The organism is Cysteiniphilum sp. (assembly GCF_057495195.1).
This window is the reverse complement of record NZ_JBXTEF010000046.1, coordinates 1-14,735: the sequence shown is the minus strand read 5'-3', so window position 1 is coordinate 14,735 and position 14,735 is coordinate 1. Positions and strand designations below refer to the sequence as shown.

The 14,735-nt window shown below is 37.3% G+C and carries 13 protein-coding genes; 11 read left to right on the top strand and 2 right to left on the bottom strand.

The window, feature by feature from the left end; all coding sequences use genetic code 11:
* The first annotated feature begins 5 nt into the window (after positions 1 to 5).
* From ACY10D_RS04270 to ACY10D_RS04225, 10 genes are all read left to right on the top strand, one after another.
* The gene (locus tag ACY10D_RS04270; protein ID WP_486999535.1) at positions 6 to 1,046 is read left to right on the top strand and encodes a TrbG/VirB9 family P-type conjugative transfer protein; all 1,041 of its coding nucleotides are present in this window, start codon (positions 6 to 8) and stop codon (positions 1,044 to 1,046) included.
* A 33-nt stretch (positions 1,047 to 1,079) separates the two neighbouring features.
* The gene (locus tag ACY10D_RS04265; protein ID WP_486999534.1) at positions 1,080 to 3,248 is read left to right on the top strand and encodes a TrbI/VirB10 family protein; all 2,169 of its coding nucleotides are present in this window, start codon (positions 1,080 to 1,082) and stop codon (positions 3,246 to 3,248) included.
* Positions 3,249 to 3,259: 11 nt separating this feature from the next.
* Positions 3,260 to 3,760 carry a hypothetical protein gene (locus tag ACY10D_RS04260; RefSeq protein ID WP_486999533.1) on the top strand — a complete coding sequence of 167 codons (501 nt, stop codon included), beginning with the start codon at positions 3,260 to 3,262 and terminating at the stop codon, positions 3,758 to 3,760.
* Positions 3,760 to 4,440: a S26 family signal peptidase gene (locus ACY10D_RS04255; RefSeq protein ID WP_486999532.1), complete on the top strand. Its 681-nt coding sequence runs from the start codon at positions 3,760 to 3,762 to the stop codon at positions 4,438 to 4,440. Before ACY10D_RS04260 ends, ACY10D_RS04255 begins: the two co-directional genes overlap by 1 nt.
* A 31-nt stretch (positions 4,441 to 4,471) precedes the next feature.
* A complete protein-coding gene (locus ACY10D_RS04250) occupies positions 4,472 to 4,777 on the top strand; it encodes a hypothetical protein (protein ID WP_486999531.1) in 306 nt (101 codons plus the stop codon).
* A gap of 29 nt (positions 4,778 to 4,806) precedes the next feature.
* Positions 4,807 to 5,709, top strand: coding sequence for a hypothetical protein (locus tag ACY10D_RS04245; RefSeq protein ID WP_486999530.1), 903 nt, complete (start codon positions 4,807 to 4,809; stop codon positions 5,707 to 5,709).
* Positions 5,710 to 5,747: 38 nt separating this feature from the next.
* On the top strand, positions 5,748 to 6,266 hold the full coding sequence (locus tag ACY10D_RS04240; RefSeq protein ID WP_486999529.1) for a single-stranded DNA-binding protein: 519 nt from the start codon (positions 5,748 to 5,750) through the stop codon (positions 6,264 to 6,266).
* Positions 6,267 to 6,357: 91 nt separating this feature from the next.
* Positions 6,358 to 6,687, top strand: coding sequence for a hypothetical protein (locus ACY10D_RS04235; protein ID WP_486999528.1), 330 nt, complete (start codon positions 6,358 to 6,360; stop codon positions 6,685 to 6,687).
* A 44-nt stretch (positions 6,688 to 6,731) separates the two neighbouring features.
* Complete coding sequence (locus ACY10D_RS04230; RefSeq protein WP_486999527.1) at positions 6,732 to 9,362, top strand: type IV secretory system conjugative DNA transfer family protein; 2,631 nt, start codon at positions 6,732 to 6,734, stop codon at positions 9,360 to 9,362.
* Positions 9,362 to 11,293 carry an ATP-dependent helicase gene (locus ACY10D_RS04225; protein ID WP_486999526.1) on the top strand — a complete coding sequence of 644 codons (1,932 nt, stop codon included), beginning with the start codon at positions 9,362 to 9,364 and terminating at the stop codon, positions 11,291 to 11,293. Before ACY10D_RS04230 ends, ACY10D_RS04225 begins: the two co-directional genes overlap by 1 nt.
* 21 nt (positions 11,294 to 11,314) lie before the next feature.
* Here the strand turns inward: ACY10D_RS04225 and ACY10D_RS04220 are convergent, their stop codons facing one another.
* On the bottom strand, positions 11,315 to 12,679 hold the full coding sequence (locus ACY10D_RS04220) for a hypothetical protein (RefSeq protein WP_486999525.1): 1,365 nt from the start codon (positions 12,677 to 12,679) through the stop codon (positions 11,315 to 11,317).
* Positions 12,680 to 12,922: 243 nt separating this feature from the next.
* Between ACY10D_RS04220 and ACY10D_RS04215 the strand changes: the two genes are divergently transcribed.
* Positions 12,923 to 13,180, top strand: coding sequence for a hypothetical protein (locus ACY10D_RS04215; protein ID WP_486999524.1), 258 nt, complete (start codon positions 12,923 to 12,925; stop codon positions 13,178 to 13,180).
* A 153-nt stretch (positions 13,181 to 13,333) separates the two neighbouring features.
* On the opposite strand, the gene ACY10D_RS04210 is transcribed toward ACY10D_RS04215, so the two are convergent.
* Positions 13,334 to 14,665: an ISKra4 family transposase gene (locus ACY10D_RS04210; protein WP_486999523.1), complete on the bottom strand. Its 1,332-nt coding sequence runs from the start codon at positions 14,663 to 14,665 to the stop codon at positions 13,334 to 13,336.
* Positions 14,666 to 14,735: the final 70 nt, after the last annotated feature.

Sequence of the window (14,735 nt, the reverse complement as noted above, 5' to 3'; positions counted from 1 at the left end):
TTACTATGAGTGAGTTCTTTTTGCCTCAAAAAAGCCAAAAGGTCATTAAAAGATCAATTTTAAGTGTGTTTTTAACATCAACTCTGATGATGGGCGGGTGTGCCAGTTTTGATAAGGATCCCAAACCGCAATATCAATTTACAGCAAACGATTATATTCAAGCGAACCGTGAAGCACCTGCCGCTCATGGGCAATTGGTTACACCACCAAGCATGCCAAATGATCCTAATATTTCTTTATTGAGTCCTTATCAATCACCAGCGGTGGCAAAGGCATTTAAAGATTATGTACAGACTGGGCAGGCAAAGATTATTCAAGGCAATGGCTTTGTTAAATACCCTTATGGCATGACAGATACACCGATTGTCTATTGCTTCCCAATGCAGTTATGTCAGTTTACCTTGCAAAAAGGTGAAGCAATTACAGGGATTTCACTGGGGGATTCACAGCGTTGGAAGTATGCCAAAACCTTTTATGGTACAGGTAAAAATTTACATTACGTAGTGCAGGTTAAACCTGTGGGCAGTGGTTTTGGTACAGACATGACCATTGCAACAGATCGCCGTATTTACAATATCACATTGGTTTCACCCAAGGATTTAACCAATTTAAAAAGCTATGTTTCAGAGAAGGTTAGCTGGTGGTATCCGCAGGATATGGTGGAAAATGAGCAAGAAGCGGCAGTGCTTAAAAATGCTAAGACAGCCCAAGCCAATCAAAATACCGTTGCCAGTTATAGCGGCAAATCAGTGATCAATCTTAATAAGATCAATTTCAATTATTCAATTGAGGGTGATTCTCCAGCATGGCGACCAACACGTGTATTTGATGATGGTGATAAGACATTTATTGAAATGCCATCAATCGCAGATCGTTCTGATTTACCAGTGCTTTACATTTACAAAAATGGAGAGCAGGCGATGGTGAATTACCGCTATAAGCATCCGTATTTTATTGTTGATGGCATCTTTTATAAGTTTGCACTGATTTCAGGGGCGGGCGGTTATAAAGATGAAGTTGACGTGATTAATCACAACTTTGCTTAATCATTGAACTTAGAATCTTAAGGAGATTTAGCGATGCCTATACCTAAAGGAACACAACTGTCAAAACGGGCAATAGCGACGTTTTATCTTGTTGTGGCATTTATTTTAATCACGATTGTGTGGATGACGTTTTCTTATAGCTCGAATGACAACACGAATCAAAGTACCGTTGATAAGCCTACTTCCGACTTTGCAGCGCGTCAGATTTTACAAAACAGCAATACCGATCGCCCGATTTTACCTAATGGTGGTATGACTGCAATTATTGATGGGGTAAATAAGGCGGTTTATCGTCAAGGTGATCAGTTAGTTATTCGAACTGAAGCAGGCGGCAACATTCCGCTTAAAAATGGGGATATTGTTTCTAGAGACGGTAAGTTGTACCGCTATTTAAATGGCAAGTTAGTGCCACTGACTGCAGAAGAGTCACAGGGGATCCAAGGGGTAAGTGGTCCACAGGTTGGGGATTTAGTTGAAAAAGATGGCAAGTTTTATGTTATGGGAGCTGATGGCAAGCTTCATCCTTACACGGGAAACATTCCGCCAGGCAAAATTGTTTGGAAGGATGGCAAGCCTTATGTTATGGGTGCAGACGGTAAACTTCATGCCATTGGTGATAAGCCACAAGTTGGTGACTTGATGGAAAAAGATGGTAAATACTACCAATTAGGTGCTGATGGTAAATGGCATGAGTATAAGGGTAAATTGCAGCCCGGTCAGGTTGTTTGGAAAGATGGCAAGGCATATGTGGTCGGTGCTGATGGCCAACTGCATGCAGTTGGCAGTCAACCACAGGTTGGTGATCTGGTTGAGAAAGACGGCAAACTCTATGAAGTTGGCGCTGATGGGAAATTACACCCTTATAATGGTAAGTTACAGCCAGGGCAAATTGTCTGGAAAGACGGCAAGGCATATATGGTTGGTGCTGATGGCAAGCTTCATGCCGTTAAAAATGGCGACTTGCACAGCATTAATGGCAAACCGTATGTATGGAAGAATGGCAAGTGGGTACCATTGGCTTCGCAAGGTGCCAAACCCGGAGATTTAGTTTACAAGGATGGTAAATATTATCGCATTGGTAAAGATGGCAAGTTACATCTTTATGAAGGTGAGTTAAAGCCCGGTACGGTTGTTTGGAAAGATGGTGTGCCTTATGTTGTGGGTGCGGATGGTAAGCTTAACAAATTAAAGCCAGGGCAACATATTTATGGTGAAGATGGTTCAGATCGTGTTGTTAATGACGATCAGTCACTGACGGATCAAAGTCAAGGAAGTGAATCACTTGAGTCAGATCATAGTAATAGCTCAGCTGCAGCTAGCGATGATGATGCAAGACGCCAGCGCATGGATCAGATTTTAAAATCACAGATTATTGTTTATGAGGAAAAAGCAGCTCCCATAACGAAAGAAGATGCTTCGTCTAATATTCTAGTAGATGGCAGTGATAAGATGTCACAGATTTTAGCAGATCAGGCAAAGGCGAGAGATAGCTTAATTGCTTCATCTAATGAGTATGCGATGCAAAATGGTCAAGCAGGGAAAGCTGCATTTTTACAGGCAAGCTCAGGTAAGAAGCCTACTAAAATTGACAGTGAGCTTCAGCATCCTAGATCGCCTTATACGATGTATGCCGGTAGCATTATTCCAGCCACGTTTATTACGGGTATTAATTCAGACCTGCCCGGTGAAATCATTGCGCAAGTTAGACAAAATGTGTTTGACAGTGTAACGGGCAATTATCTATTGATCCCACAGGGCACTAGAATTATCGGCACCTATGATGCGCAAGTGACCTATGGGCAAGAGCGCGTTTTAATGGCGTGGACACGTTTAGTATTTCCAAATGGTACCAGCTATGATCTGGATGGTATGCCAGGAGCTGATTTATTGGGTTATACCGGTATTAAGGATTTGGTAGATAATCATAACTGGCGTATTTGGAGTTCTGTATTGATGTTCAGTTTATTTGGTGCAGCAGGGCAGTTAACACAGCCAGATAATGGTGGCTCTTCTAATTCGGGACCAACGACTTCACAAATTATTTATAGTTCTATTGGTCAGAATGTGACGCAAACGGCAATGGAGCGTGTTAAGAAAGACATGAACATTCAGCCGACATTAAAGATTCGACCAGGAAATAATTTTAATGTGCTATTAACCAGAGATATGGTGTTGCCATCACCGTATCCTTTAGGTAAGTAAGGTTTTGTGTGATGAAAACGTCAAACTTACTTAATACGATTGTTTATGACGCTTACTGGGGCGTGTTGATATTGTGTTTATTCGGGCTTTTATTTACGTTACGGCTAAGCTTTGCCACTGCTGTTTCTGCTTCTTCTGATTCTTCTGATTCTTCTACTTCTGTTTGTAACTATCATACCGAGATTACCTTTTATCAAAAGCGCATACATGATTTGCAGCAGCAAGCAGAGCATATTGAAAACCTGTCATGCCAGCAAAAAGACTTGTTGGCATATAAATATGGCTATATGCAGGGCAATCATCAAAATGCATCCCTTGGTTATCAAGGGCAGTGCCAGTCATTAATTCAGCTTAATCAACAGCTTGCAGCAAATGGCAGAATATTAAGACTGTTACTGTTGCAGCAAAATCAATGTAATGCCATCAAACAACAGCAAAAGCATACGGCTTCAACGTCATCCAGCCATCAATCGTTATCAATAGAAAATGTAGACCATGAGGGTGCGTTATAATGAAGTGGGAAAATAAAGAAACTAAATTAAACCAGGCTAATGAAACAAGCAAAACCAACAAAAAAAGCAAAAAAAGCAAGATAAGTGAAAAGAGCAAAAAAGGGAGATTGAATAAAAAAGGATTGAAGCTTTTTTGTAAGGTGGTTTTTTCCTTTTTTGTGATTGCAGGTGCGGTGGTACTGGCATTTTATTTGTGTGGCTGGCGAGTAAATATTACAGGGTCAATGCCGGTTGGTATTTATCAAGAAAGCAGTAAATCAGCAATTAAAATAGGTGATTATGTTGAGGTATGTTTACCGGATTATTTAGCTAAAGAGGGCATGAAAAAAGGTTATATTTCAGGGGGAAGTTGTGCCAATGGATCAGAGCCTTTAGTTAAAAAGTTAATTGCCTTACCGCAAGATGAAGTTTATCTAGCAAACAATGACATGATCTTTGTTTATGAAAAAGATAAGTATGGCGAGAATAAAGCATTTAAACGTTACCCTGCACCCATTCAAAAGCAGAGTTTTTCAGGCAAACCGATCAAGCGCTATGTTACTTTTGGTACATTTCACAATGATGGTTTTTGGGTTTATGGATTTGATGATTGGAAGTATTCATGGGACAGCCGTTATTTTGGTGGGTTACCTTATGACAGCCTTGTTGCTGTTTTAGAACCTGTTTGGGTATTGAAGTAGAAAAATAAAAAGTAAAAAAAGAGGATTGAATATGTTTAAGCGTCATCGTAAGGAATTCAAGGAGTTATCAGACATTCAGGGGCAGGTATATGGCTCTTATTTTAGGGGGTTGCGTCAAGCATTTAAGCAAGCCGGTTTGTGTCGCAGTGTGATTTTAGTGATCTCTTTATTTATTGGGTTGTTTTTTGGTTTATGGCTATTTAATTGGCTGCTAAAAATCAGTTTGTCATGGTTTGTGCCAGCCATTGTATTGAGTGCCTTGATTGTGTTGGCGTGCTTACTAATTGGCAAAGTGATAAGCACTTATTTTTGTCGCATGAAAGCCGCCAAACAATAGCTGAATAAAGTTAGCATAAGGAGTTACCAGTGAAACAGATATTCAAAGCCAGTTTATGTATGAGTGCCATTAGTTCTTTAATATTCATGGTTAGCACAAGTGTGGCTTTTGCTGGATCTGATGCGAATGATCGTGATATTGCAGAGCAATTTGATCAGGCAGAAGCAGCAATGGCATTAAACACACAAAAAGGTAAAGATGAGGCGATTGCTATTTATCAGCAATTAGCGCAAACCCATTCAGGCTTAGCCTATATGCGACTGGCAAGCCTCAATGATGATAACCCCAAAAAGGCAATTAAAGACTGGTTAAGTGCCGCACAATATGGTTATCCGCAAAAAGCTTATCTTGCCATTGCAGCCATTTATGATCAAGGTGGCAATGGATTAAAGAAAGATGGTTTTATTGCGCAATGTTATCGCAATTTAGCCAAGCCTATTGTTGCTCAAGATATGTTGACTATGTGTGAGCAAAATACGTCGATGTTTACCTACTATCCTAATCAAGGGATTCAAAACACGTATGAGGCAATGATTAAGGCAAGAAGTGATTATCAAGCATTATGTCAAAGATCAGATTTGAGTGTATTAAATCGTGATTATTCTAAAGCAGAAGCCAAAGAGTTGCAGTCATTACTCTGCAGTGATGATGTTGCTCAATCATCACTCAAAGACAATGATTTAGTTTTAGTGGATCAAAAACTTTATCAGATCAAATCAGGGATGTATGTGCCTTATCAGGCACCGTTAAACACCGGTGAAGTGGTTTATCGTTTTATTGATCCTAAGCAAGTCTATGTGTTTGATGGCAAGCAACTGACATTAGCACAAGAGGGCATGAAAATCATCAAAGCAGGGCAGAGTTATATTTTTCATGATAATCATTTTTCAAAAGAAGTGATCAAGCCTGAGCTTAGTGATGAAGACGTTTAATCAATGGTTAAAAATAAAAGGTAAAAGGAGAAATTATAATGGCTAAAGGTACAGTGAATAGAGTACAAATTGTTGGGCGTTTAGGCAAAGATCCTGAGCTTAGGGCGATGCCATCAGGGATGGCTGTTGCCAATATTAGTATTGCAACTAACGATGGTTATAAAGACGGACAAACGGGTCAATTCGTTGATCAGGTAGAATGGCATCGTGTGAGCTTATTTGGCTCAAAAGCTGCGACCTTAAATAAGTTTGTTAAAAAGGGCGATTTACTGTTTGTAGAAGGCAAGTTAAGAACACGGAAATGGCAGGATAATCAAAGTGTTGAGCACTACACAACAGAAATTATTGCAACCGATATGCAGATGCTGGGTGGTGCTAATCAAAATCATGCTTCTGCTATAGATGGGGGCAGTTCATCACAAGAGCATGCTGAGGCAGTCAGTGAGCAGCCTAAAGGCATGAAACCAGTTAAACAAGCAGGCACAACGGATCTTTCAATGGCAGGTTATGAAGATTTTGCCGCTCAATTTGAGGAGTCCAATGAAACCCCTTTTTAGTTTTTTAGTGATGGGTTGATGGCATTTCAGCAAGTGTAATTACATATGAAAATAGAAAAAAGTAGAAAGTAGAAAAAATGAGGAGTTAGTCATGGATATTAAATCAATTATAAATTTAACGCTGGAGCAGGTTAAGTTGTTATATAAATCACCACTGGTTATTGCGATGTTAGTTGCCGTTTTGTTAAGTGCTGGGTTGAGTGCTTTTCTGGGCATGGTGATACTGGGGCTTATTTTCACAGCGCTTTATTACTTTGTGGCGCAAAACTTTATAAGTACCAAGTCTGCAAAAATCGATGATGAGGCTGATGCGAGCACACAAGAGGCAATAAAAGATGATGCTATAACATCAAAGAATAAAGATTCACTTCAAAAAGATGTAGAAGGTGAAGACAATAACCAGGCGCAAGCAAACGCATAGGTATTACTAAATCAATTAATGTAAGTATATGCTAGGGGAGTGTGATGACAGCAACTGTTCATATCAATAAAGACGATAATCATTTAGCAACAGTATTTAGGGCTTTATATATTCCTTTTGCGATTATGATGATTGTCTACCAATCTTTATCTGTTATTTTATTTCGATACGGGGTTGTTAGTCACCCCTTTGAAATTAATCGCATCACGCAAAGCCTTGCAGGGGTTTTGGTTGTGGTTTTATTTTTCATTAGTTGGCGTTTACTAACCCAAGATAATTTGAGATCACAACAAAAAGCCTTACGATTTTATGTGCTTATTTGGCGCTTTTTAATCATGGCATTGGTTGTTGATTTTGTGCTGGGTCTTATGAGTCTTGTATTGGCGGACATGTTTAGTGTTAGCAATATGTTGACATGGTTATCTTACGAATGGTTTAAATATCTGTGTATTGCGCTTGTTGTCTTTGCTGCAAGAAAGCATGCACTTAATCTACGGATATTGATAGAAGAAACTAAAAGCAATCAGACAGCTGGGCAATTAGTGGCAGATAGTAACGATCTGACGCACAAGAGAAGCCATATAAATCATTTAAAAGCCATTGCTATTGTCATTGCCGTTATTTTTGGATTGGGGCTTTTGAATGAATTGATTAGCTTGGTTTCAAGTCAGATTATGGGCGTTGATTATATAAGCTTCCCACATTCATGGGCGTTTAATCTTTCCTTATTTGAAGATGGTCATTCAATGGTACTGTTTTTTGCTGTGCTTAGTATTTTATGGGGTGTTTTTTTAGTGATGGGTCTTGTTGGTCAGCATGTGCTTCACCGGCTTTTATTATTGATTGCGCTGGCATTTTATATTGGTCAGGTTTTTGCAGCTGTTGTTTTATATTTGCTGGTTGATATTTCTTTTTCACTATCACCCATCCGCTTCTTTAGTCTGTATGCGCAAAACCATTTTGCTAGTAATTTGGGTTGGTTTTATGGCAGTTATGGATTGGGCTTTGCTTTTGGTATTATTGCAGTGATTGGTGGGATGTCTAAATGGATGACTAAGAGTAAAAAGATTCATGGTCGAGCAAGATGGGCAAACCTATTTGACTTGCTGCGCTGGGGCATGTTGTTTAAGCGCAATGAGTCACTATTATTAGGCAAAACATTGGGGATGAATATTTATTCTCAAGGCTTTGAGTCGCTTTTAATTTTAGCGCCTCCAGGCGGGGGAAAGTCGACTTCATTTGCGATTCCTAATTTAATGATGTGGCAGGGGACATCGATCAGTAATGATATGTCAATGGAGCTTTATCGTAAATGCGTTTATTACCTAAGAGAAATTAAAAAATCAGACGTTTATTTATTTGCACCAACACAATTAAGGACGCACCGCTTTAATGTTTTCCACCATGCTTGTGACTTGGATTTTGAAAGACGCTATGGAGAGCTTCAGCGTATTATGAATATGATCATCCCTGAATCTAAAGGGGGCTATGAGAAATCATGGCCTAAGATGGCAAGAAGGGTATTAGAGTCGTTAGCAGCACATCAGATTAGTACCACTGGTTACTGCACATTGGGTCAATTGGCTGAGATTTGTTGTCGTCATGATTTTGATAAGTGGCTTACACGTGAGGTTGTTGATAATGATAAGGCAGATGCGCAATTCAAAGTTAATGCCAGCGCCTATCTATCCATTTCAGCAACCGAAACACGCTCAGGGGTTAAGTTTAATTTTGAATCTTATCTAGGGCTTTATTTAGATCCTATTGTGCGAGCAGCCACCGAGTATAGTGACTTTGATTTACGTGATTTAAGACGCAAAAAGATGGATATATTTGTTGGGATTCCAGATGGTCATACGGAGCGCTTAGCACCATTGATTACGATGTTTTGGGAAGAAGCCAGTAAATGCATGACGGACAAAGAGCCAAACAAGGAAACCGAGCCATATCCAGTGCTATTTAATATGGATGAATTTGGTAATATGAATCGGGTAAACCAGATTCGTAAAAATTTGACGATATTGCGTAAATATCGTGTTCGTACGGCAATTTATTTCCAGTACAAAGATCAGGCTTCAGAGCATTATACAGATAAAGATTTAAAAGCTTTCTTTAATGTTAAAACTAAGTTGATTTATACCCAGTCAGATATTGATGATGCTAAGTATCTATCAGAGTTATTTGGGCAAACAACGGAAAAATATCGCACAAAACAGCATAGTGGTGAGCGTTTCAGCACTAATGTCAGTGAGAACTATCATAAAAAGCCATTGGTCACACCCGATGACTTAATGAATCTTGATGAAAAGTATGGCTTTGTATCGATCTCTGGTCGTCATGGCTTGAAGTTGAAAAAAGACTATTACTTTAAAAACCCACAGTTTAAAAAGTATATTCCATTTGAGATAGCAGCAGATCGCGATGAGTGTTTACCACTTCAAAAATCAATTACGCCAAAAATATTCAAAATGGTGACGGCGGAATCTGACCAAAGTGAGTTGGATGATTTGCGTGAAAGTGCACTTAAGCGTCGTGAGCAGGACGTTAAAGTGCAAGAAGAGAGTAATGCCGGAGAGGTTGACGATCATGATGGTGATAGCCAACAAGGTGCTAGTAGCGATATTTCAGATGATAAAAATACCAAAGATCAAAATAACAATGAGGACTCATGGTAATGCCTTATACAGAAGAACAACAAAAAATTATTGCCCATGATGAAGGCAATGCGCTGATCAATGCGGTTGCCGGTAGTGGAAAAACAACAGTGATGGTTGGGTTTATTGAGAAGCTTGCAAAATCTGGCATTGATCCTAAAAAAGTTATGGTGCTCATGTTTAACCGTACGGCAAGGGATGATTTTCAGGAAAGATTAATCAAGAAATTGAAAGATAGCGATACGCCTTTTGATAAAGATCGCTTAGCAGAGATACGCACACTATCCTCTTTGTCATATAAAACCATCACCTTGCTGCAATCCAGTAATGCCATTGAAGAATATACGCTATTGTTTGGTGATGATCGTATTCAAAATGCGTTATGCCGTGATGCGCTTAAAGCATGTGATGTTAATGCAACGCCTGCCAACGTTGATTACTTGAAAGAGGTGATTGATTGGATCAAAGCAAGGCATGATGACATACCTCACTACCAGGGCATGGAAAAATGCAAAGAAATTGAGTTATTTACTGCCTATGAAGCACTAAGACATAAACGAAAACTAAGGTTTTCAAGTGACTGGGCATATGACACTGTGACGGCAGTGAAGTCATCGCCTGATTTGCTTTATGATGTTTTAAACAGTCGATTTCAATATGTTATTGTCGATGAGTTTCAGGACATTAATGCCTGTCAGATGGAGATTATTAATGTTTTTGTGAATGAGCAAACTAAGATTTTAGTTGTTGGTGATGTCAATCAATCTATTTATGCTTGGCGTGGTTCAGATCCTAATATTATGCTCAAAGATTTTCCCAATAAGTATAAGCCTGTGGTTTATAACTTATCGCAAACTTTTCGTTTTGGGCAAACGCTTTCTGATGCATCAAATCGTTTAATCGCGCACAATCCGTCACGATTTGAGTTCGAGTGTTTTTCAGCACAAGGAACACCGGATACTAAAGTCAATATCATAAACTATGAGCATTACCAGCCGCACGTTTTGGCTAAAGATTTGAGTGATAGCAATAACTATAGTCAAGTTGCTATTTTGGGAAGAGAGAGGGCACATTGGTTTGAAACGGAACTTAATTTTTTAAAACACAATATCCCTTATCAGGTAATGACAACGGATGGGCAATGTGTACTGGAAACTTTAACTATTAAAAGCTTACTGGGATACTTGCGTCTTGCCAGTAGTGCTAAAGCATTTTACCAAATGGATAAAGAGGCACGTAAATCATTGATTTCACAGATGATGTCAATGCCATCGTTATATCTGGATCGTGATTATAAGGTACAATTGATTAATCGTCTTACAGACAATCCTGACAGTTATCAGATTTTTCCTGAAATTAAGCGCCAAATACGTACAAGCCTAAAAATTGATGATAAGCAGCTCAAAGCGCAATGTGATGCCATTGATGCGCGTGAAGAAATTTGGGATGTTTGCTTAGGGTTAAATGCTGATAAATCTAGTGCTTATAGAGCCTTACGATTACTTTATACCTGCAGAGAATTAAACATCAAATACAGCATTCAGCGGACAAGTTTAAGGGATAAAGATGCTGAGTATAAGTTAATGTTAGTTGATGGGCTGATTGATTTGGCAGATCATGTTAAAGACACACACCCATCAATCGATGCATTTCTAAGTTATATTGATGGCTTGCATACCAGCTATAAAAATCAAACTAAGGAAGAGCGAGCCAAATGTGTGACAATTACCACCATGCATCGATCCAAAGGATTAGAGTGGGATCATGTTATCTTACCTGATTTGCATGATGGGGCAATGCCTGTCGTTAGTGACAAAAACACCGTTGTTGATGAGGAAGGAGATAGGCGACTTTTATATGTTGCAATGACAAGGGCAAAGCATTCTGTTTATTTAGTCGGTGGTGATGAGGATAAAAAGAAAAGTTCCGTTTTTTTGGGTGAAATGTCATAGTTGTAAGTTTTCTTAGCTGCATTAGCCAAATGTGGTATTAAATTTTGGTAAAGAGTTGTATTTATCAATTATAGCATCTAAATCTACGATATTGATTTCATCAGATTCAGTATATATTTTATTGATTTTTATTTCTGATTTTTCATATAACGGAAAGAGCTCACTAACAAATAAATTATAATAATTTTTTATCTTTACATAGCTATTAAGCACACCACCAGTTTCTGTGGAAATCGTCTGAATAGCAGAAGAATCAAGACGTAAAAAGTCAACATTAGGGGCATTATCTTCTTTTCTAATATTTGCCATAGTAATTTGGCTTTTTAAATTTTCAATAAAGCTGATATCAAGCACATGATGAAATCTTGCTTCATTAGTAAGTTTTATATCATCACTTTTCTTAAATGATGACGGTTGCTTAATATGATCAACATTTAAGTCATCTATACTGCAACATTTTTTATGTTGTGCTATTTCATATAATTCATAAATACTCACTCTATTAGATGTTAGTGAATCCATTTGTTCTTTTGAAATGGGTATAAAGTTAGTTTGATCTAATATTCTGTTTTCATCAAGCATATGAATTAATTTTAATAGGGCAATAAAGTACGCATGGCATCGAAAGTAGCCAATATCTTGTTTTTTACATAATCGATAATTTGTAAACTTTACGCCTTTTATATCTCGTTCAATAATAATAACAGGGTAGATATGTGTCTCTACTTCAGAAGCTTTTAGTATAACATTTTCAATATTTTGATTATCTGTTAAAAAATTTATAGTTATTTGGGTCACTGTATCATCGGTGTAAATATCTTTGATTAAGCCCATCATTGACTCAGTAGATGACTTATACCAATCAAAGGGGTATTGTCCATTATTGTAGATATAATTCACGTCATAACTATTGTTAGATAACCACCGATAAGAAAATCCAAAAATTTTACAGAACTTTAGCTGTACCTCTTTATCAAAGACATCAATCAGAAATTTTTTATCAAGGATATCTCTTCTTGTTACTTTTCTATCTGTCAACCACTCTAGAATTACAGGTATATCATTTTCATGAATCTTGCATGTTTTTAACACTTTCAGAAAACTGCTTATTTGCTTATCAAATATTTCATTTATATCTGTATAGTTAGCTCCATAATCATGGATAGCCGCCTCTTTAATCCCCTCTAAGGTTTTGGTCAAAACACTATTTAGAGAAGAGGATTCCTGTTGTGCTAAGCACTCATAAAATAACTTAGTTTCTTTGCTTATTCTTAGTGTTGTTGGAATATTTTCATCTAATGATGTCTGTTTCTTCTTGTCAGATAGGTAATGTTTTACTGCGTTGTATATTACTGATTTAAATACAGATACTATGTTTTGATCCATGATTCATTCCTTATTTATGATTTCATTTTGACATCAAATATATTTTTAACTCTACCGTGACAATACTACACCGTATCCGCTGGAAATCAATAGGGAAATTGAAATATCTAGTGCTTAAGAATAACCATAGGCATCTTAATTCTATTTTTAGAGCTTGAGTTGTGATTTTTATACCTGTTTTTTACTATTGCCAATAGACATAATAAAAAATTATTTGTCAAAACTTGACAGCCATTTTTATAAATGTTTGAATGTATTAACAGTTATATGTTCAAACGTTTGTATATTATGAGTTTAAATATTGGTAAGAGAGAATTTTCAAGACATCCCCTTAAATATCTTAAGTTAGCGCTTGAGCAAGATATTGTTATTAATCATCGAGGTCATCCAGAAGTTGAGATTAGAAAATATAATAATAATGGTAACGACCAGACACTTGAGAATAAATATAGGCATCATGCAATAGATAAAGTGATCTCAAAGGTGGTTGCTAATGACTAGATTGCCTCTAATTGATTCTTCTATTTTATTACCTTATTTATTTGAAACTAAGAGTGATATTTTAGGTGATAAGCTTCGAACTAACTTAAAATCAGGATTTATGATTTTGACTTCGTCTATTTATGAAATAGAAAGCAACACATAGACAGTCTGCTATGCTGTTTTTAAGTAGATTTGCTTTTCAATACCTTCCCAATCTTGATTCCAAGTATCACTTAAGATAGAGGCTCTAATTTGTAAAATATGGTGAGCCCCCTCTCGAGTCCAACTCATTTGTTGATTCTTCTTCTGTCGAGTATTAATTAAGCGATTAATTGTGCTCTCAGCATAACTACTTGCATAGACCAATCCCTTTTCTTTTCTATCATCGTAATTGACAATACGATCTTTATTATTATGGATGTATGTTTCAAGTTTATCTAATTTCTTCACGGATGAATCATCCTCAGTTTTATTTTTTATATCTGCAATTTTACTGAGAGATTTGTCGACATTACCATGCCATAAACTCCATTTAGCCTCGTCATATAAGTCTTTTAGATCATCTGAGACAGCAGATTGGATATTTTTAAATTTTTTACCAATATGAAACCAGTCTAAAATCAGTGTTATTGATCGGCAATCCGTCGCTATTGATTCTGCAATTGACCAACAGTTATCCGCACCATCAGCAAGACAAATAACCTCAGTATTTTTACCCATCCCTTCATTTAAACAGGCGTTTCTCAGTTGGTTCTTAATCGATTCATGTTGATCATCTTTTGATGAAGCAACAATGTGTTTACTGTCTATTGCATTATGATGCTTATCGATATAAAAAATGTTACTTGGATCATATACTGCCGCTGCCATAGCTTCAAATGACCTGCCTTCTCCTCTTTTTTTAAGGTGACCTCCATCTACATGCATGACCAATTCATCCACTCCTGCATCTGGAATTTCTGCTCTTGTAGTTTTAATGCTTTCTATAACTTCTGAAACTTTAATAGCAACGCGATTGATATTAGTCCTGTTGTTTACACTGCGCTCTCTTCCAACGTCATTATTTAATTCTTTAGAGGCTTTTTCATAGCTACTTTCAGATGCTAATTCAGCCTGCCTTTTTAACAAATCAGGGTGTGTAGTGTTTCCAAAAATACCCTCTACAGTGTAAGGAAGTTTACATCCGCAAGTGCAGTAAATACGCTTTATTGTGACAGAATGATCACTAAAATAACCATGAAATTTCGATGTGTAATTACCTTTTTGAGTAACTTTATTTTCACATTTTGGACATGTTGTTGTATTATTTATCAATTTAATTTGCTGACTTATTTTAAATTCTTGGCATTTTGATATCAGCTCTATTTGTTCTAAATGTAAATAACCTAGCTCTTTTAGTTCACTTGGGGCAACAACTTTATCTGTGCTCAGTACATTCTCCTCTAAAATTTCACCTGTATCAAGTTCGTAATGTTGCGCTATGATTTTAATTGCTGTTGCCATATCAATTTACCTGGTATTGTAGTTTCTGGCATCATCTTAACATTAATGTTGACAAAAGACCACCTGTGTG

Excerpts from the sequence above, each read along its gene's own strand:
- ACY10D_RS04230 (WP_486999527.1), top strand. The coding sequence starts at position 6,732 with ATGACAGCAACTGTTCATATCAATAAAGACGATAATCATTTAGCAACA.
- ACY10D_RS04265 (WP_486999534.1), top strand. The coding sequence starts at position 1,080 with ATGCCTATACCTAAAGGAACACAACTGTCAAAACGGGCAATAGCGACG.
- ACY10D_RS04260 (WP_486999533.1), top strand. The coding sequence starts at position 3,260 with ATGAAAACGTCAAACTTACTTAATACGATTGTTTATGACGCTTACTGG.
- ACY10D_RS04225 (WP_486999526.1), top strand. The coding sequence starts at position 9,362 with ATGCCTTATACAGAAGAACAACAAAAAATTATTGCCCATGATGAAGGC.
- ACY10D_RS04270 (WP_486999535.1), top strand. The coding sequence starts at position 6 with ATGAGTGAGTTCTTTTTGCCTCAAAAAAGCCAAAAGGTCATTAAAAGA.
- ACY10D_RS04210 (WP_486999523.1), bottom strand. The coding sequence starts at position 14,665 with ATGGCAACAGCAATTAAAATCATAGCGCAACATTACGAACTTGATACA.
- ACY10D_RS04220 (WP_486999525.1), bottom strand. The coding sequence starts at position 12,679 with ATGGATCAAAACATAGTATCTGTATTTAAATCAGTAATATACAACGCA.
- ACY10D_RS04235 (WP_486999528.1), top strand. The coding sequence starts at position 6,358 with ATGGATATTAAATCAATTATAAATTTAACGCTGGAGCAGGTTAAGTTG.
- ACY10D_RS04255 (WP_486999532.1), top strand. The coding sequence starts at position 3,760 with ATGAAGTGGGAAAATAAAGAAACTAAATTAAACCAGGCTAATGAAACA.
- ACY10D_RS04250 (WP_486999531.1), top strand. The coding sequence starts at position 4,472 with ATGTTTAAGCGTCATCGTAAGGAATTCAAGGAGTTATCAGACATTCAG.
- ACY10D_RS04215 (WP_486999524.1), top strand. The coding sequence starts at position 12,923 with ATGTTTGAATGTATTAACAGTTATATGTTCAAACGTTTGTATATTATG.
- ACY10D_RS04240 (WP_486999529.1), top strand. The coding sequence starts at position 5,748 with ATGGCTAAAGGTACAGTGAATAGAGTACAAATTGTTGGGCGTTTAGGC.